Raw genomic sequence first — 18,848 nt, 5'->3', positions numbered from 1 at the left:
CAGCGCACGGCGTAGCGGGTTAGCCGTTTTCAGCACAGTTAGCGGCGGTGCAGGGTCTGCGAGGGCGACTCGCCGAACAGGGTGCGGTAATCGCTGGCAAACCGGCTCAAGTGCCAGAACCCCCAACGCGCCGCCACCTGCTGAACGCCATGGACGGCGGCGTGCGCGCACAGCTCGCGACGCACCGCATTGAGGCGCAGCGCGCGCAGATAGGCCACCGGGTTGATGCCCAGGGTTTCCTGAAAACAGTACTGAAGCTTGCGGCGACTGGCGCCGATGTGATTGCACAGGTCGAGGATCGACAGCGGCTCATCCAGATGCCCCAAGGCATATTCCCTGGCGCGGTCCACCATACGCTTGCGCGCGGTCGGGCTGAGCGCTGCGGCCTGATCCGGCGCGATCAACTCGAGCAACTGCACCATCACCGCGTCGCGAATACCGTGGCGAACCGCTTCGTGGCGCAGCAGGCTGCCCGGCCCTTGATCGGCGGTGGCCAGGCCATCGAACAGCCTGGCCAGCTGCACCTGCATCGACGTCGCGGCCAAACGGTAACAGGTGGGAAGATCGGTAATTCGAAAACCCACGCCCTGGCGTTGCAACACACGTTCCAGGGCCTGGGCGTCGACGGCGACACTCAGCAGGTCGAGCTGCGCCGGAACGCGCAAATCCGGCAGGTGCTCGCCATGGGCCACCAACAAGTGCTGCTCCTGAAGCGGATGCCCGGCACAAAACAGCGGCCCACTCGGGCTGAGCGGCACACTGAACGTGATCGCACCTTTCCACGCGCGGCCGCTCTTGAGCATCGACTGATTGGCGCGGTCGCGCACCAGTTGCATCCAGCCGGCACTCAATGCGGTCAGCTCGCCATCGAAGCGACCCGGGGTCAACTGGTCATAACGCACCTGCCAGCCGTGCATGTTGCGCGCGTGCTGGTCGATGTCGTGGGTGCGATAGCGCTGCAGCACGCCAGGGTCGTTCGGTGCAGGGCACGTCGGGGGTCCCCATGAATTATTGTTGTTCATCGACTGTTTTCCTGTTGAGCCTGCCAGCCTGGTCAAGCACGCAATTTCCATTCCCCCTGGCGCGCCTGTGGGCAAGCTGTGCCGAAATCGGCTAGTGCATCCGCAAAAAATGAGCGCTTTAAAGTTTTTACTCCGTAAAGTATTTTCACCACACTGCCGGGGCCGACTGCCCTGCTCTTTTCCCGACAAGGATCTTGCGTGAGCGGACTGCGTGAACGGCAACGGCTGGAACGCCGCCAAGCCATCAGTACAGCGGCGATCGAACTGTTCGAACGCCAGGGTTACCAGAACACCACCATCGAACAGATCGCCAACCAGGCGGGCGTTTCGGCGCCCACGGTGTTCAAGTACTTCGGCAACAAGCAGGAAATCATCCTGGAAATCCTGCACGAAGCCGACCGCCGCGCCCTGCACGACACGCGTCGCCTGATGCCGGCGATGGACGACCCGGTGGACGCACTCTGCTATCTGGAGAAACTGCTCACCGACTATGCGCTCGAGGTCATGCACCCCAACCTGTGGCGTGAGCTGCTGCCGTTGATTCTGTTCGGCGGCGAAAGCGATTTGCCCGCCGGCTACCGCGCCATGAACGAGGCGTTGCGCGCGCAAATCAGCGGCCTGCTGCGCGAGTTGCAACAGGCCGGCAAGCTGCGCGCCGACCTGGACGTGGACCTCGCCGCATTCCTGCTCAACGACTACGCGCACCTGCAGCTGTTGCGCCTGGTCAGCCAGACCCCGCCGGACATCGAATCCCACTCCAGTCAGGTGCGCCGCATCACCGCCCTGCTGTTCCAGGGCATGCGCACCTGAGCCCGTCGCCACCTCGGGCTTCAGGCCGCAGCAGTGCTCAGCGGTTGCTCTTGACGGTGGTCCATACGCGGGTGCGGATGCGCTCAATGGCCGCCGGCATCGGCTGCAAGGGGAACAGGGTTTTGCGCGCGGCGTCGGAAATGTACATGTTCGGGTTGTTGCGGATCTCCGGTTTGACCATCTCGGTCGAGTCCTTGTTGGGGTTCGGGTAACCGATGCGGTTGCTGATCAGCGCGATCACGTCGGGGCGCAGGATGTAATTGATGAACGCGTGGGCCTCGGCCGTATGCGGCGCATTTTTCGGCACCACCATCACGTCCGACCACATGGGTGCGCCCTCTTTGGGCAGCGCCATCGCCACCTTGACGCCCTTGCCTGCCGCGTCCGCCAGTTGCTTGGCCAAGGCCACGCCGCCGGACCAGCCGACCGCCACGCAGATCTCGTCATTGGCCAGGTCCATGCCGTAGCGCGAGGAGTTGAAGTAGGTGACATAGGGGCGGATCTTGAGCATCAACTGCTGCGCCTGGGTGTAGTCCTCACGCTTCTGGCTGTTGGGATCCAGACCCAGATAGTGCAAGGCGATGGGCAGGATCTCATTGCCTGCGTCGAGGAAGCCGACGCCGCAGCCGGTCATTTTTTTCAGGTTCTCTTCCTTGAAGATCATGTCCCAGGTGTTCATCTGCACATCCGCGCCGAAGATTTTCTGAATCTTGTCGACGTTGTAACCAATCAGCGTGGTGCCCCACAGGTAAGGCGCGGCGTAGCGGTTGCCGGGATCACCCACAGCTTCCAGAGAGGTCATGAATTGCGGGTCGAGGTGTTTCCAGTTGGGCAACTGGCTGCGGTCCAGCGGCTCGATGGCGCCGGCGGTGATCAGATTACTGATGAAGGAGCTGCCGGGAAATACCACGTCGTAGCCGGAGTTGCCGGTCAGCAATTTGGCTTGCAGCGTCTCGACACTGTCGAACACATCGTAGATCGGATGAATGCCGGTCTCTTGTTCGAAGTTCTTGAGGATTTCAGGCGGCAGGTACTCGATCCAGTTATAGATGCGCACCGTGCGCTCCTCGGCCACGCACCAGCCGCTGCACAACCAGGCGATGGCGACGCCCAGCAAGGTATTACGCAAAGACTTGTTCATGCACACACACTCCTGCGCGGCCGCAATGGCTCGCGGCGCTCAATAACGGTAGGTGAAGTAGAGTTCCAGGGCACTGAATTTCTGGTCATTGCCGAACACTTGCCTGGCCGCCGCCAGGGGCTTGACCCAGTTGTAGGACAGCGAGCTGTAGAACGACGGCGTGGGCGTCCAGTCGAGAAACACCACGCTTTCATCGGCAAAGCGCCGGTCGTTGACCGCCGCGCCCATGTAGTTTTTCTCGTCGAGCCAGAACTGATAGTGGATCGCACCCAGGGTGAAGGTCTGGCTCAGGTGCGTCTTGAGCGAGAACTGCTGGACGTTTTCGTTGCTGTTGAACAACAGGTAGTTGCCGACCACATCGCCCACCAGCCAGGTGCTCCAGTCGATGAAGCCCTTGCTCAACGGGTCCCAGGCCTTCTGCCGGTTGTCGCTCAGGTTGTCGTCACCGGAAAAGCTCGCGTAGCGATAGCCGAGGATCGGCGTCAGCGGCAGGTCGCCAAAGGCATAGTCGGCCTGGGCATACCAGGCGTTGGCCGCGTAGTCGACGCCCTCGCCGCTGCCACGTTCCACCGCGTATTCGGCGTTCAGGGTCAGCGGCGCGATGCCCGGCACCCTGGCATTCAGCGCGCGCAGGTTGTACACCTGCATGCCGTCGCGGCGGCGTGGCAAGGTGCTGCCCCGGGGGCCGAGGGCGTTGACCTTGAGCGCCATCGCGCCGAGGGTCACCTGGTCGTCGAGGTTGTAGTCGAGGTTGACCCCGGTCATGCGAAAGTCACCCAGGTCGTCGTCCGTGCGCAGGCTGAACACCTGGCTCTTCAGCGCGCCATGGTCCCAGGCGAGGATCGCCGAGTCCTTGAACGCGGTGCGCGGGCTGAGCCAATAGGCGCCGTCCTTGAACTGATCGAGGTTGCCATCCATCACGATGAAACCGGTGCCGACCTTGTAGTTCTGGCGCCCGGCGGTGAACGTCCATTCGCCGACTCGCACCCCGGCGAACAGCTCTTCGGTGGCCACCCGTCCATCGGAGCTGCGGGTAAAGCCGCCGGCATCGCCATCGCCAAAGGTTGTGGCGGCTACCACCGACGCGCCGCCGAGCAGGCTGACGTCGGGGTTCAGCGCGTAGTTGAACGTGATACCAGGCTTGACATAGAACTCCTGCCAGCCAATCGAACGGCCGCCATTGCGACCGTTGCGCTGGTCGACCCGGCCGCTGCCGAAGTTGACGTTGCGCGTGGTGATGCTGGCGCCGCCGGCGGTGAGATTGACCTCGCCCTTGAGGTCGCCGTCCTCGAAGGTGTAGCCCGCCAAAGCGACCTGAGCGCTCAGCGGCAGACTCACCGCCACCAGCACACGGGTAAAACGCGTCGTGAAAGACATCGTGAAGCTCCTGCGTAGTTATTGTTGTACAGGGCAGTTGCAGGCGGCGCAGTACGCCGCCAACACCTGGGCGAGCCAGGTGGAATCCGGACGCGGATCTTTATTGTTGAAAATGGCGTCAGCGCGTCAGGTGCGCCGCGATGGCGCGCAGCATGCGCACGCTGTCGGCATCGAACGGGCCGACGGCCTCGGGCAGCGATGACTGCTTGACGATCACCACGCGGGACGGTTTATCGATGAACAGGTATTGGCCATGAATGCCGCCCGCCATCAGCGCCTGGCTGTGGTCATTGAACACGTACCACTGGCTGCGGTAGGACGCGCCGGGGGCCCACTCGGAGAAGTCCGGGTTGGCCGCGTAGATCGCAGGGTCCGCGCCCCTGGCGATGCGCGCGATGGCCTCGCTTGGCAGCAGTTGCTCGGCGCCGTGGCGGCCGTCATTGGCCAGCAGTCGGCCGAAGCGCGCCATGTCGCGCAGGGTCGCGCTGAAGCCGGCGCCGGCCACGCTGCGGCCCCAGGGGTCGGCCATGAAGTAGCCGTCGCGCTCACACCCCAGCTGGCTCCAGACCCTCTGCAACAGCTGCGCGCAGGGCACGCCGGAGGCGCGCTCCATGACCCAGGCCAGCGCCTCGGTGGCGGCGGTCACGTAATGGAAGAATCCGCCGTGCTCACCGCGTTTGCGCAGCGACGGCAGATATTGGTAGAGGGATTCGAAGTCGCAATATTGGCTCGGCGCCGGGTTGAAGCCGCAGGCGTAGCCGTATTGCGAACTCTCGGACGTCGGGTCGTCGTACACCTCGCGGTAGTCGATGCCCACTGCCATGTCGAATAGCTGGCGCACCGTCGCATCGCCAAAGGCGCTGCCCGCAAGCTCCGGCACGTAGCTGGCGACCAGACGCGTCGGGTCGAGCACCGTCTCGCTGACCAGTTGTTCGCCGAGCACGCCGATCAGCGACTTGGTCACCGAAAACATGATGTGGCGATCGTCCGGCCGCTGGCCGTTGAAATAACGCTCGAACAGCACCTGATCGCCCTGCAGCACCAGCAGGCCGTCGGTGTGACTGGCCTTGAGGTGGTCGAGCACGCTGATGCTCAGGCCGCAGACGCTGTCAAAGTGCAACTCATCCAGCGCCTGGGGCGCGTCCACCAGCGGCGCGCACGGGCCACGCCCGGCCTGCACATCAATGGAGGGACGCAACTGCGCCAGGTGACGAAAGCCCCAGCGGTTGAACGGCGGGCGCATCCAGTTATCCCAGGTCACGCGCTGCTCCGGCGCGGCGGGAAACCCCTGCATCAGGCGCGGTGCGGTTGGCTCCAGCGGTGAAGATTCATTGGCCTCGACATACAGCCTGACGAGTAAGGGGACGGCGTTCTGGCTCATCTCTGTGATCCTGGAAATGACTCTGCGTGAGAGCAGATGCAGGAAAATAATTACGCTTATTAATTATTTTAGTCAATAAAATATTTAACAGATATTTCAGAAAATCTTAAGAATTATGGATCCAATAATTCATAAAAAAGCGGCCGATAATCGCCCATATTTTCCATGAAACCTGAAAATACTGAATTGACCGCATAACCCCGCGCGCCTCTAATGGATCCATTAAATAAGAATAACGATCAGCCTGGAGAACCGTCATGTATCCGAAAAACACGTGGTACGTCGCCTGCACCCCCGATGAACTGGCGCACAAACCCCTGGGTCGACAGATTTGCGGGGAAAAGCTGGTGTTTTATCGAGACCACACGGATCAGGTCAGAGCCCTTGAAGACTTCTGCCCTCATCGCGGGGCACCGCTGTCCCTGGGCTATGTCGAAAACGGAAACCTGGTGTGCGGCTATCACGGCCTGGTGATGGGTGGCGATGGCAAGACCGTGGAGATGCCCGGCCAGCGGGTACGCGGGTTTCCGTGCAACAAGGCTTTCGCCGCTGTCGAGCGTCACGGCTTTATCTGGGTGTGGCCCGGCGATCAGGCGCAGGCCGACCCCGCGCTGATTCCGCACCTGGAATGGGCCGACAGCGAGCACTGGGCTTACGGCGGCGGGCTGTTCGACATCCAGTGCGATTACCGCCTGATGATCGACAACCTGATGGACCTGACCCACGAAACCTACGTGCACGCCTCCAGCATCGGCCAAAAAGAAATCGACGAAGCACCGCCCGTGACCACGGTGGAAGGCGATGAGGTGGTGACCGCCCGGCACATGCAGAACATCATGGCGCCGCCCTTCTGGCGCATGGCGCTGCGCGGCAACCAACTGGCCGACGATGTGCCGGTGGACCGCTGGCAGATCTGCCGCTTCAGCCCGCCCAGTCACGTGATGATCGAAGTCGGCGTGGCCCACGCCGGCAAAGGCGGCTACCACGCCGCGCCGGAACACAAGGCGGCGAGCATCGTGGTGGATTTCATCACCCCGCAGACCGACACCTCGATCTGGTATTTCTGGGGCATGGCGCGCAATTTCCAGCCGCAGGACGAGGCGCTGACCGCCAGTATTCGTGAAGGTCAGGGCAAGATTTTCAGCGAAGACCTGGAGATGCTCGAACGTCAGCAACAGAACCTGCTGGCACACCCCACGCGCAACCTGCTCAAGCTGAATATCGATGCCGGGGGTGTGCAGTCGCGCAAGATTCTCGAACGCCTGATCGCCAGGGAACGCGCCGGAGAGCCAACATGATCGAGGTCGTGGTGACGTGCCGCAACGACGAGGCGCTGGATATTTGCAGCTATGAGCTGACCAGCGTCGACGGCACGCCGCTGCCGGCGTTCAGCGCCGGATCACACATCGACGTGCACGTGCCGGATGGGCTGCTGCGTCAGTATTCACTGTGCAATCACCCCAAAGAGCGCCATCGCTATCTGATCGGCGTGCTCAAGGACCCGGCCACGCGCGGCGGCTCGCGCAGCCTGCACGAACAGGTGCAGATGGGCACGCGCCTGAGCATCAGCGAGCCGCGCAACCTGTTCCCCCTCGCCCCGCAGGCACGACGCAGCCTGCTGTTTGCCGGCGGCATCGGCATCACCCCGATCCTGTGCATGGCCGAGCACCTGGCCGAGGCCGGCGCCGACTTCGAACTGCATTACTGCGCCCGCGCCAGTGAGCGCGCAGCGTTTGTGCAGCGGCTCGAGGCATCGGCGTTTGCCGAGCGGGTGTTCCTGCATTTTGACGCGCAACCGCACACCGCCCTCAACGCCGCCGAGGTCCTGGCTGCTCCGGCGGCCGACGTGCACCTGTACGTGTGCGGCCCCGGCGGTTTCATGCAGCATGTGCTCGACAGCGCACGCGCTCAGGGCTGGCAGGAGGATTGCCTGCACCGCGAGTACTTCTCGGCGCCGACGGTGGACGCAAGTGTTGATGGGGCGTTCTCGGTGCAGGTCGCCAGCAGCGGTGAGGTGTTCGATATCCCCGCCGACAAGAGCGTGGTGCAGGTCTTGCAGAGCCACGGCATCGAGATTGCCGTGTCGTGCGAGCAAGGCATCTGCGGCACCTGCCTGACCCGTGTGCTCGACGGCATTCCCGAGCACCGCGACCTGTTTCTCACCGAACAGGAGCAGGCGCTCAACGATCAGTTCACGCCGTGCTGTTCGCGTGCGAAAAGCGCGCGGCTGGTGCTGGATATCTGACCCGCCTCAAGACGCCGGCACAATGACCTTGATCCGCTCGCGGGCGGTGGCGGCGCTGAAAATTTCGGCATAGCGCAAGGTCGCGTTGGCATGCTCGCGCATGATCGCCTCGGCCCGCGCGCCCTGGCGATTGACCAGCGCATCGAACACCGAGTGATGCTGCAGGTGGGCATAGTTGAAACGCCGGTACTCGCGCGCCATGTCCTCGCGGTCGATGGCCAGCGCGGTGACGGAAGCGAACGGCAGGTGATCGTTGCGTGCCAGCGCGTCGGTGATTGCCGGGTTGTGGCTGCCGGCGACGATGACCTGATGAAAACGCATGTTCAGGTCGTGGTAGACCTCCAGGTCGTCCTCGGTGACATAGCCCTTTTCGAACAGTTGATCGCCCTCCACCAGGCAACGCTCCAGCGCGCGCCGCGCCTCGTCGGACAGCCCATGCTCGGCGGCCTGACGCGCCGCCAGCCCTTCGAGCACGCCACGCACTTCGACCGCGCCGGCGATATCGCTGGGGCTGACCGAGCGCACCTGATACCCGCGCCCGCCAAACGGCACCAGCAGGCCTTCCTGTTCGAGGGTACGGAAGGCCATGCGCACCGGCATGCGCGACACACCGAAGCGCTGCGCGGTGGGCACTTCCAGCAGCCGCTCGCCCGCCGCCAGCTCTCCGCTGGCAATCATCTTGCGCAGTGCAACCAGCACCAATTGACCGGGCTTGCTCATCCAGGCAGCTTCCAGAAAAACAGGGGGCTGCCATAGTACCGCAGCGCAGTACCGCAGCGCGCGTCAGGCGCGCAGCACTGTGGGGTCTTCGCCGCGATACAGCGCCTCGACCCGCGCCGCGCGCCATTGCAGCACCGCGCGCTGGTTGATCGAGCCCTTGTCGGTGATCTCCCCACGGTCGATGGACGCCGGCTCGTCGAGCAAGGCGATCCACTCCACGCGGCTGGCATTGCCGGTCGCGTCACGATTGAGCCGCTGCAGCCAGTCGCCGAACCACTGGCGCACCGGCGCGCTGGCAAGCACCTGGGCGTCGCTGGCGTCGGCGTGCAGGCCAGCCAGCCGCCGGCACTCATAGAGTCTGGGGAAGACCAGCGCGCCGAGGCACTCGCGGTCCGGCGCGGTGATCACCAGGTCCTGCACATAGGGCGAGCCTTCGAGCACCGCGCGGTTGCGCAACGGCCCGACGCTGACGAACACCCCGGAGGACAGCTTGAAGTCCTCGGCGATGCGCCCGTCGAACATCAACCCCAACTGCGGCTGCTGCGCATCGGCGAGCTTGATCGCGTCCCCCGAACAGTAGAAGCCTCGCTCGTCGAACACCTCGGCGGTCTGCTCCGGCGCGCGCCAGTAGCCCGGCATGATATGAGGCCCGCGAAAGCGCCCTTCCAGCTTGCCGTCCACCGGCACCAGGCACACTTCGCAGCCCGGCGCGGGCAAACCGATGTAGCCGGCCATGGACAGCGGCCCGGTGGTGAAGGTGCAGGACGGCGCGGCTTCGGTCATGCCCAGCCCGGCCATCATGCGGATGCGCTCGCCGCAGTGTTGTTCGGCCACGCGGTCGAGGCGGTCCCAGATACTTTGCGAAAGGCCGGCGGCGGCAAAGAAGAACAGTTTCATGCGCGCAAAAAACCGCTCGCGCAGTTCGCCGTCCTGCTCCAGGGCATTGACCAGTTCTTCCCAGCCCTTGGGCACGGTGAGGTAGGCCGTGGGCGACACTTCCTTGAGGTTGCGCAGGGTCTGGGCGAAACCCTGGGCCGTGGGTTTGCCGTCATCGAGGTAAAAGGTGCCACCGTTGTAGAGCACGATGCCCACGTTGTGGCTGCCGCCAAAGGTGTGGTTCCACGGCAGCCAGTCCACCAGCACCGGCGGCTCCTCGCCGAACACCGGAAAGGTCTGCAAAAGCATTTGCTGGTTGGCGCAGAGCATGCGCTGGGTGGTGACCACTGCCTTGGGCAGCTTGGTGGAGCCGGAGGTGAACAGGAACTTGGCGATGCTGTCCGGTCCCGTGGCCTCGAACGCCGCCTCGGCCGCCTGGCCGCCAGGGGTTTGCAGCAGGCTGGCGAACGGTATGCAGGTACGCCCCGGCACCTCGCCGCGCACCGTGATCAGCGGTGTTGTAGCCGGCAATACCGCCTCGATCGCGCACTGGTAAGCGGCGCCATCGCTGACGAACACCAACCCCGGTTGTAGCAGATCGCACACGTGCCGCAGCTTGGCGAAATCCTGGGACAACAATGCATATGCCGGCGACACCGGGCTGTAGGGAATGCCGGCGTACATCGCGCCGAGCGCCATCTGCAGGTGCTCGATGTCGTTGCCCGAGAGCAACGCCAGCGGCCTGTGCGCCGACAGCCCGTAACCGAGCAGGCTTTGGGCAATCGCGCGCACGCTGTCGAGCATGTCCTTGTAGCTGACGTGGCGCCAGTCACCGTCGGCCTGGCGCGCTGCGATAAAGGTCTGCGCGGGCCGCACCTGCGCCCAGTGCACCAGCCGGTCCAGCAGGCGCGGCGGCAACGGCGCCAGGGGTTCCAGGGAGCGCATGTGCAGCACGCCCTCTTCTTCAGTGATTGCCACCGGCGCTTGGCCAATGGACACGTTGCGGTAGCGCGGGGCGGGCTGGGGTTGCGATCTGAATTCGGAACTCACGGGGGATGTCCTCTGCCGTTTTTGAAGGTACGGGGCCACCGCGACGCGGCGGCGCCGGCTCAGATCGGGTAATGTCCAGCGGCGTCAAACAGACGGGAACCAGGCGCGTTGGGCACCAGCGCGGTACACGCGCAGAACAGGGTTACGTCCAGCATGGTGATTCCTCTTGTTGTCTTTATCGGGAACACGTTCAAGCGGGGTTGCAAGGAGCGGCCGATGGCCGCTGCGCTCAGCGTTTGTAGGTCTGCAGGCCAGGCTTGATGCTCTTGTCGTCGAGGAACTGTTTCATGCCCTGCTCGCGGCCGCCTTCGGTGTCGAGCAAACGCGACTGATCGAGCTTGGCGTAGAGGTAATCCTCGTTCTGCTCCCAGGTCAGTTCGCGGCAACGCTTGAAACCATGCTTGGCCGCACGCAGTACCACCGGGTTTTTCTCCAGCAGGTTGCGCGCCAGCTCGAGGGTGACTTCCCGCAGTTGCGCCAAGGGCACGCTCTCGTTGACCAGGCCCATTTCGGCGGCTTTTTGCCCGCCGAAGGTCTTGCCGGTCATGATGTAGTACAGCGATTGACGATGGCCCACGGTGTCGGCCATGGCTTTGCTCACCAGGTTGCCCGGCGGGATGCCCCAGTTGATTTCCGAGAGACCGAAGGTGGCTTCATCGGCGCAGATCGCCAGATCACAGGCCACCAGCGGGCTGAAGCCACCGCCGAAGCACCAGCCGTTGACCATGGCGATGGTGGGTTTGGCGTACATGCGCAGCAATTTCCACTGCCATTGCGACGCTTCGCGGCGGATTTTTTCCTGGAGGATTTCCGGGCCGGCATCCACTTCGCGAAAATATTCCTTGAGGTCCATGCCTGCGGTCCAGGCCTCACCGGCACCGGTCAGCACCAACACGCCGGCGTCCGGGTCCTGCTCCAGGGTTTCCAGCACGTCGATCATTTCGCGGTTGAGGGTGGGGCTCATCGCGTTGCGTTTTTCCGGACGGTTGAGGATGACCCAGGCGATGCCTTGCTCGATCTCAACCTTGACAGTGCTCCAACGACCTTCGTAATTGCTCATGGCGATACGCTCTTGTTCTGGGGAGTGAAGATGCTTCGAAACTAAACCGCAAATATAGTTATGTCAATTAACCATTAACCCGAATTTCCCTTGTTTTACTGACTTTGTACGAAGCTGGCATAGCCACGGAGCGTCAACCCCGGCAAACTGCATAGCCTTCATAACCACCCTTTGAGGATTGCATCGTAATGGCCAAGCCTTCCCCTATCACCGACATGCCGCCGCCGCTGGATTCGGCGCTGGATGACCTGATCGGCTACGCCATGCGCCGCGCCCAGCTCAAGCTGTTCCAGAACCTGATCGGCCGGTTGGCCGAACACGACCTGCGTCCCGCGCAGTTCTCGGCCCTGGCGATCATCGAACAGAACCCCGGCCTGATGCAGACCGACCTGGCCCGCGCCCTGGCCATCGAGCCGCCGCAGGTGGTGCCGCTGCTCAACAAACTGGAAAGCCGTGCCCTCGCCGTGCGCCTGCGCTGCAAGCCGGACAAGCGCTCCTATGGCATCTTCCTCAGCAAGAGCGGCGAAACCCTGCTCAAGACACTCAAGGACATCGCCGCCCAGAGCGACCTGGACGCCACCGCCGCGCTGGACAGCGAGGAACGCGCCACCCTGCTGCGCCTGCTGAAGAAGGTTTACCAGGACTGAGCGGCCCTAGAACTTGTGCAGCCAGTTGAGCACCAGCTTGTTGCCCTGGGTGCGGTTCTCGGCCTGCTGCTCGAAGTAGGCGTTCACCGACAGCACGTTCTCCTTGTTGAACCCGTAGGCCAGCCCCGGGCCGATGGCCCAGACCTTTTCCCGCCGCCCGCTGACGGCGTGGCCGTCCACCTCGGTGTCAGTGATCTGCTTCAACCAGTAACCGTTGAGGCCCACGCTCAGTTGCTCGTTCACGGCATATTGCAGGGTCAGGTTGGCATGCAGCGCCTGGCCGGCCTGGGTGTTGGAGACGTCACCGAAGCCCGCCTGCGGCTCGTCGTTCCTGCCGTTCCACAAGTACATGAAACGCCCGCTGGCCGACCACTTGGGGCTGAACCAGTAGGTCGCCGCGTAATACGGGTTGAATGACCAGAAGTTGCTGCCCGGGTTGATCGAGCGCGTGCGGTCATAAGCACCCACCGGTATCGACACATCGGCCTCCACGCGCTGGGTCAGCAAGGGGCTGCCATCGGCCCGGCTGAGGGTCGGCAGTTGCAGAAACGCCCCCACCGTCAGGTCGCCAAAACCCGCCCGCGAACTCAGCGCCGCATTGTTCAGACCATCGTCGACATCGGCGTGAGCCAGGGAGGTGTTGATCAGGGTGAATCCAGGCATCGCGCCGTTGGCCAGGGGCTGGCCGACGTAGATGATCTGCGTGGTCGGCGCCAGCACTTCCACGTCCTGTCGCGGCAGGGCCAGCTTGTTGCCGTTGGTGTCATTGAAGCGACTGGCGCGGGCGTACGTCAGGTATTCCTCCAGGTACCAGCCCGGGCCCGCCGGGGCCGGTGAGCCGTCGTAGAAACTGGTGCTGCCCAGGTTGAGCCCGGGCAAGTCATAGGCATGGGCCGTGGACGACACGGCGATGAACGTCACGGCCGCAGCCGTCCGCAAGATAGGCTTGAGCATCTTGTATGTCCTGTATTTTTGTTGTTGTTCAAGACCCCCGGTGCAGGGCTCCACACCGGGGTTGCGTGTGCTTACACGTAGGTGGCCGCCAGCCCGCCGTCCACCGGCAGATTGACCCCGTTGACCCAGCGCGAAGCATCCGAGCAGAGGAAGGCAATCACCGCCGCCACCTCATCGGCCAGGGCCGGACGGGTCATGCGCTGGCTGTCGCGGGCCACGCGTTCCGGCCCGAGCATGCTGACGAAATCGCCAAGGATCGGCGTAAACACCGGCCCCGGCGCCACGCAGTTGATGCGCACCCCATGATCGCGAAACCAGCCTTGGGCCTGCTGGTAACTCCAGACAATCAGCGCTTCCTTGAAATACTGATAACAGGTGGCCTGTTCCACCGGATTGGCCGCCAGCCACTGCTGCCCGGCGGCGAAGCTGTCGGTCGCGGCCAGCGACTTGTGCTGCTCCAGGCGCTGCGGCCATTGCGCGCCGAGGATCGAGGCGACATTGACCACACTGGCGCCCGCCGGCATGCGCGGCAGCAGCGTCTGGGTGAGGTGACGCACACCCAGATAGTTGACCTGCGCCACCGTGTGCGCCGGCGCCGTACCGGGTACGCCGGCAATGTTGCACAGTGCGTCGACCCGCGCCGGCAAGCGCGCCACCAGCGCGTCGATACTCTGCGCATCGCCGAGGTCGGCGTGCAGGAAGCCATCCAGGGTCAGGTGCGGTTCAGCGCGATCGACACCGATCACCGTCGCGCCCTGGAACCGCGCCAGCCGCGCCACTTCGGCGCCAATGCCGGAGGCGACGCCCGTGACAATCAAGGTTTTGTTATGCAGGTTCATCATCAGCCCTCTTGTTTTTGTATAGGCGTGCGTGTTTCAACCCCTGAGCCAGGGCTCAGAAGGGATAGGTCGGTGGCGTGTTTTTTACCGTGACCCACTGCCACTGGGTGTACTCGTCCCAGTCGGCCGGCCCGCCCACGTTGCCGCCATTGCCGGAGGCGCCGCGCCCGCCGAACGGGTTGATGCATTCGTCGGCCACGGTCTGGTCATTGATGTGCAGCAGGCCGCAGTCAAGCCGCTCGCCGATGGCCATGGCGCGGCCGACCGACGGCGAGATGATGGCGGCGCTGAGGCCGTACTCGCTGCGGTTGGCCAATTCGATGGCCTCCTCGTCCGTGGCAAAACTGACCACCGTGGCCACCGGCCCGAACACTTCCTCCTCGAACACGCGCATGCCAGGGCGCACGCCGCTGAGCACGGTGGGCTGGTAGAACAAGCGGTCGTATTCACCCCCTGCCTCCAGCCGCGCGCCGGCCTGCAGGCTGTCACTGACGATGGCATGCACGCGCTGCAATTGCCGTTCATTGATCAACGGACCCAGTGCGGCCTCGCCCCGGGCGGCATTGCCCACGGTCAGCGCGCGGGCCTTGTCCACCAGTTTGCGCGTGAGGCTGGCGGCGATGGACTCGTGGGCCAGAATCAAGCCGGTCGCCATGCAGATCTGCCCCTGGTGCAGCCACGCGCCCCAGGCCGCATTGCTTGCGGCCAGGTCCAGGTCGGCGTCTTCAAGAATGATCAGCGCGTTCTTGCCGCCCAGTTCCAGCGCGACTTTTTTCAGGTGCCGCCCGGCCACTTCGGCAACCTTGCGCCCCGCCGCCGTGGAGCCGGTGAAGGCGATCATGCGCACATTGGGGTCGCGGCACAGCGCTTCGCCCGCCGGCGCCGCACCTGGCAGCACGTGCAGCAAGCCTTTGGGCAGGCCCGCTTCTTCGAACAGCCGCGCGATGAGGAAACCGCCACTGACCGGGGTTTGCGGGTCGGGCTTGAGCACCACCGCATTGCCGGCGGCCAGGGCCGGCGCCACCGAGCGCATCGACAGCACCAAGGGGAAATTGAACGGTGAGATCACCCCCACCACGCCATGGGGCTGGCGCCGCGCATAGGACAACCGCCCGGCCTCACTGGGCAGTACCACCCCGTGGGGTTGGGACAACAGGCCCGCCGCCTGATGCAACAGCACTATCGCCTCGCGCACCTCGTGCTCGCCCTTGTACAGCGCGCCGCCGGTTTCGCGGGCAACGTACAGCGCCAGTTCGGCGAACGACCGCTGCGCCACCTCCGCGGCCTTGCGAAACACTTCGGCGCGTTGCCGTGGGCCAAGCGCGGCCCAAGCTGGCTGAGCCAGGGCCGCGCTGCGAGAGGCGACGGCAACGTCGGCCGGGCTGGCCATGGCGCATTGCATCAGCGGTTCGCCGGTGGCCGGCTCAATCACCGGGAGCGCAGCCCCCGAGGCTTGGATCCAGTCGCCGTCGAACAGGCACTCGGACTCGATGGCACGCTGCAACAGGTGGGTGGTTTCAGACACTGACATGGTGACTCCCGGTTCTTGTAGTTGTCATCGTCTGCACAAGGGCAGACGCCGCCTCTAGCCTTGAGCAAGGGCTGTGCCGTTTAAAGGCCACGGCGCTGACATAACGCCTCGAAGGCTCTGCGTCGGGGCTTGCCGTTCACGTCTCAGGCACATGCGCAGGACCGTCTGCAAAAACCGCCTCGCTGCCACTTGTTCAATTGATAAGGTTATGTTTAATAACTATCTCAGCGGTTACTCATATCGATCACACGCTTTGCAGGGGCATAACAACAACGCCGTCCAGTTAAGCGCAGATTCCCTGTGGCGAGCAGGCTTGTCCTGCGTTGGGCTGCGCAGCAGCCCCAAAACCAGGCGCTGAGCCATATCAGGTACACCGCGTTTTGCTGGATGGGGGGCGCTTCGCACCCCAACGCGGGGCAAGCCCGCTCGCCACACTAAGCCCACACATTTTCCTTAACTGAACGGCATTAGGGCATAACAATGACTCATCCTTTCAGCGCACACCCCGGCCTTCACGCGGCAACCACGCCTTTTCATCCGCGTGGCGACAGTCGCCAGCTCAGTGACAGCAGCTCGCCCACCCCGGCGGAGCTTGCCGACTGCCTGTTTTTTTCGCCCGAAGACGGACGCATCTGGCTCAACGACCAACGCATGGTGCTGCTGCACGGCTCGTCATTCGGCGCGCTGCGGGCAGAGATCATCGAGCGCCTGGGGCTGGAGCAGGCACGCGGCCTGTTCACCCGCACCGGCTTCGCCTCGGGCGCACGGGATGCGCGCCTGATCCGCGAGCGCTGGCCCCACGCCGATGCCGCCGCCGTGTTTCGCGCCGGCACCCACCTGCACACGCTGGAAGGCATGACCAAGGTCGAGCCCCTGCATTTCAAGTTCGACGCCGACTCCGGGTTCTACGAAGGCGAATTTCTCTGGCACCACTCATGCGAGGCCGATGAGCATGTGAATGCCTACGGCATCGGCCAGGACCCGGTGTGCTGGACCGAAACCGGCTACGCCATGGGGTTCGTCAGCGGGCTCTTCGGGCAGATGGTGATTTTTCGTGAGGTCGAATGCCGCGGCATGGGTCACGGCAGTTGCCGCGTAGTGGGCAAGACCGCCGCGCAGTGGGGTGACGCCGAGCAGGACCTGCGCTACCTGAATGCGTCGCCGACGCCCGGCACTGCGCCGCTCGCACCCACGCCCGCCAGCCCCCCGGGCAGCACCGCCAGGGACACGCTGATTGGCGCCAGCGCCACCTTCAACGCCGCCACCCAAGCCCTGGCACGGGTCGCATCAACCCCGGCGACGGTGCTGATCAGCGGCGAATCCGGCGTGGGCAAAGAGATGTTCGCCCGCCAGTTGCACCAGCTCAGCCCACGCCGTGACGGCGCGTTCGTGGCGCTCAATTGCGCGGCCATCCCGGACAACCTGATCGAATCCGAACTGTTTGGTGTCGAGCGCGGCGCCTACACCGGCGCCACCCATTCACGCCCCGGACGGTTCGAACGCGCCCAGGGCGGCACGCTGTTCCTGGATGAGATCACCAGCCTCAGCCTGGCCGGGCAAAGCAAGCTGCTGCGCGCACTGCAGGAGCGGGAAATCGAACGGGTCGGCGGCGTGCGCGCTGTGCAGGTGGATGTGCGGGTGGTGGCGGCCACCAATATCGATCTGCGCAAGGCCGTCGCCGACGGCACGTTTCGCGAAGACCTGTTTTACCGGCTCAACGTCTACCCCATCGCGCTGCCGCCCCTGCGCGAACGCCGCGACGACATTCCGTTGCTGATCAACGCATTCCTCACGCGCTTCTGCCAGGACTATGGTCGCACGCCCGCCGGTCTGACCATGCGCGCGCTCAAGGTGCTGCTGCGCTACGACTTCGCCGGCAATGTGCGCGAGCTGCAAAACCTGATCGAACGCGGCCTGATCGCCAGCGACGAAGGCCAGGCCATCGACCTGGTGCACCTGTTTCGCAATGAACCCATGCCGGCGGACCCGTACAGTCTGGATGAACAAGGCAGCCTGTCGAATGCCGCAGCCGTGGTGCACCCTGCCCTGCTCGACACCCTTGGCCAACTGGACCAGGGCTTTTCCATCGACGGCCTTGAAGCGCGCCTGATCAATGAAGCGCTGCAACGCAACGCCGGCAACCTGGCCGCCGCCGCCAGGCTGGTGGGGCTGAGTCGCGCGCAATTTGCCTACCGGCTGAAGAAACACCAGCGGCAACCGGGCTGAGGCACGGGACCCGGCGATTGGCTTGGAGAAATCTTGAACGACCGGGTCACCGCCTGGATCACACCCTTCTTGAAGAACGTATTGAAGGAAGCCCGTGATGATCCAGCTGAACAGCTACACCACCGTGAAACGTCGCGAACGCGTGCCCCACGACATCTTCGCCACCTACTGGCGCGATGTGCACGGGCCGCTGTGCTCGCGCTTGCCGGGGCTCGGTTTGTACATCCAGCATCACTTCGACCGAAACCAGGATGCACACCTGTGGCCATTGGCCGATGGCATCAGCGAGATCGAACATTATGAGCTGGACGGTGGGGTCGAGATTGGCTTCGCCAACGCTGATGACCAGAAGCTGTTCCAGGAGGCCGCCTCACTGCTGTTTTCCGACGAGCAAAACATGTTCGAGGAAACCCTCGCCTACGACCTGCCGCACGGCTCGCAAAAACGCGTCAATCGCTTGCACGACAGCACCTTCAACGGCGCGGACAGCGTCGACCGCCTGCATGTGCATGTCAGCCCGCGCGGCAGCCTCGCCGAACTGCACGACTACCTCAGCCAGGAGCTGGCCGCCGTGCTCGGCAGCGCCGATGACGTGCTGAAACTCACGCTGCACCTGACGTCGCGCTTCGACAATGACGGCATGCACCCGCCGGCGCCGAATGTCGCGCACCATGCCAGCCCCGCGCGGGAAGAACTGGCAATCATGGAAATTGCCTTCGCCAGCCCGCTGACGCGACGCGCATTCTTTGCCAGCGATACCTTCCAGCGCACCCTGGCGGGTCAGGCCCACCACATCGCCCAGCTCAAGGCCTTCGCGGTGTCCGGCCTCTACACCTACGTCAACGACAAAACGCTGACCACCGCCGGGCTGCGCGGCAGCAGGGCGGCGCAGTTGATCGAGTACCTGGGGGCCAACAACCAGCTCAACCCCGAGGTCGAGCAGTTGTTCCTGCGCGGTTGAACCCGCGC

At 64.0% G+C, this 18,848-nt stretch carries 16 protein-coding genes; 6 read left to right on the top strand and 10 right to left on the bottom strand.

Translation table 11 applies throughout. The features are described from left to right. Positions 1–38: 38 nt before the first annotated feature. Positions 39–1,022 (bottom strand): helix-turn-helix domain-containing protein, encoded by a 984-nt coding sequence (locus H045_RS05740; protein WP_015371697.1) that lies wholly within the window; start codon positions 1,020–1,022, stop codon positions 39–41. Positions 1,023–1,220: 198 nt separating this feature from the next. Here H045_RS05740 and H045_RS05735 point away from each other — a divergent pair, with 198 nt between their 5' ends. Beyond that, positions 1,221–1,832, top strand: a complete 612-nt coding sequence (locus H045_RS05735) for a TetR/AcrR family transcriptional regulator (RefSeq protein WP_003231917.1) — start codon at positions 1,221–1,223, stop codon at positions 1,830–1,832. 37 nt (positions 1,833–1,869) lie between these two features. On the opposite strand, the gene H045_RS05730 is transcribed toward H045_RS05735, so the two are convergent. From H045_RS05730 to H045_RS05720, 3 genes are all read right to left on the bottom strand, one after another. Then, positions 1,870–2,973, bottom strand: a complete 1,104-nt coding sequence (locus tag H045_RS05730; protein ID WP_003231919.1) for a polyamine ABC transporter substrate-binding protein — start codon at positions 2,971–2,973, stop codon at positions 1,870–1,872. Between the two features lie 39 nt (positions 2,974–3,012). After that, positions 3,013–4,350: an alginate export family protein gene (locus H045_RS05725; RefSeq protein ID WP_003231921.1), complete on the bottom strand. Its 1,338-nt coding sequence runs from the start codon at positions 4,348–4,350 to the stop codon at positions 3,013–3,015. A gap of 118 nt (positions 4,351–4,468) precedes the next feature. Beyond that, positions 4,469–5,731, bottom strand: coding sequence for a serine hydrolase domain-containing protein (locus H045_RS05720; RefSeq protein WP_015371696.1), 1,263 nt, complete (start codon positions 5,729–5,731; stop codon positions 4,469–4,471). Between the two features lie 257 nt (positions 5,732–5,988). On the opposite strand from H045_RS05720, the gene H045_RS05715 reads away from it, so the two are divergent. Both H045_RS05715 and H045_RS05710 read left to right on the top strand, forming a co-directional pair. After that, positions 5,989–7,029, top strand: a complete 1,041-nt coding sequence (locus tag H045_RS05715; protein WP_015371695.1) for an aromatic ring-hydroxylating dioxygenase subunit alpha — start codon at positions 5,989–5,991, stop codon at positions 7,027–7,029. Beyond that, entirely contained in the window at positions 7,026–7,976 is a 951-nt protein-coding gene (locus H045_RS05710; protein ID WP_015371694.1) for a PDR/VanB family oxidoreductase, read from the top strand. The genes H045_RS05715 and H045_RS05710 overlap by 4 nt, the downstream gene beginning before the upstream one ends. Positions 7,977–7,982: 6 nt before the next feature. On the opposite strand, the gene H045_RS05705 is transcribed toward H045_RS05710, so the two are convergent. From H045_RS05705 to H045_RS05695, 3 genes are all read right to left on the bottom strand, one after another. Beyond that, entirely contained in the window at positions 7,983–8,696 is a 714-nt protein-coding gene (locus H045_RS05705) for a GntR family transcriptional regulator (RefSeq protein ID WP_015371693.1), read from the bottom strand. A gap of 63 nt (positions 8,697–8,759) precedes the next feature. Beyond that, positions 8,760–10,622, bottom strand: a complete 1,863-nt coding sequence (locus H045_RS05700; RefSeq protein ID WP_015371692.1) for a feruloyl-CoA synthase — start codon at positions 10,620–10,622, stop codon at positions 8,760–8,762. Between the two features lie 229 nt (positions 10,623–10,851). Next, positions 10,852–11,682, bottom strand: a complete 831-nt coding sequence (locus H045_RS05695; protein WP_003231934.1) for a p-hydroxycinnamoyl CoA hydratase/lyase — start codon at positions 11,680–11,682, stop codon at positions 10,852–10,854. A 188-nt stretch (positions 11,683–11,870) separates the two neighbouring features. Here H045_RS05695 and H045_RS05690 point away from each other — a divergent pair, with 188 nt between their 5' ends. Further along, positions 11,871–12,329 carry a MarR family winged helix-turn-helix transcriptional regulator gene (locus H045_RS05690; protein ID WP_003231936.1) on the top strand — a complete coding sequence of 153 codons (459 nt, stop codon included), beginning with the start codon at positions 11,871–11,873 and terminating at the stop codon, positions 12,327–12,329. Positions 12,330–12,335: 6 nt separating this feature from the next. Here the strand turns inward: H045_RS05690 and H045_RS05685 are convergent, their stop codons facing one another. The 3 genes from H045_RS05685 to H045_RS05675 form a co-directional block, all read right to left on the bottom strand. Then, positions 12,336–13,283, bottom strand: a complete 948-nt coding sequence (locus H045_RS05685) for a SphA family protein (RefSeq protein ID WP_015371691.1) — start codon at positions 13,281–13,283, stop codon at positions 12,336–12,338. A 71-nt stretch (positions 13,284–13,354) separates the two neighbouring features. Continuing rightward, entirely contained in the window at positions 13,355–14,122 is a 768-nt protein-coding gene (locus tag H045_RS05680) for a coniferyl-alcohol dehydrogenase (protein ID WP_015371690.1), read from the bottom strand. 55 nt (positions 14,123–14,177) lie between these two features. Further along, the gene (locus tag H045_RS05675; protein ID WP_003231941.1) at positions 14,178–15,653 is read right to left on the bottom strand and encodes a benzaldehyde dehydrogenase; all 1,476 of its coding nucleotides are present in this window, start codon (positions 15,651–15,653) and stop codon (positions 14,178–14,180) included. 480 nt (positions 15,654–16,133) lie between these two features. Between H045_RS05675 and H045_RS05670 the strand changes: the two genes are divergently transcribed. Together H045_RS05670 and H045_RS05665 are read left to right on the top strand one after the other, a co-directional pair. Next, positions 16,134–17,879: a sigma-54-dependent Fis family transcriptional regulator gene (locus H045_RS05670; RefSeq protein ID WP_015371689.1), complete on the top strand. Its 1,746-nt coding sequence runs from the start codon at positions 16,134–16,136 to the stop codon at positions 17,877–17,879. Between the two features lie 97 nt (positions 17,880–17,976). Beyond that, positions 17,977–18,840: an EthD domain-containing protein gene (locus tag H045_RS05665; protein ID WP_015371688.1), complete on the top strand. Its 864-nt coding sequence runs from the start codon at positions 17,977–17,979 to the stop codon at positions 18,838–18,840. Positions 18,841–18,848 lie beyond the last annotated feature (8 nt).

The organism is Pseudomonas poae RE*1-1-14 (genome assembly GCF_000336465.1).
GTDB lineage: Bacteria > Pseudomonadota > Gammaproteobacteria > Pseudomonadales > Pseudomonadaceae > Aquipseudomonas > Aquipseudomonas poae.
This window is presented reverse-complemented; position numbering and strand designations above follow the sequence as displayed.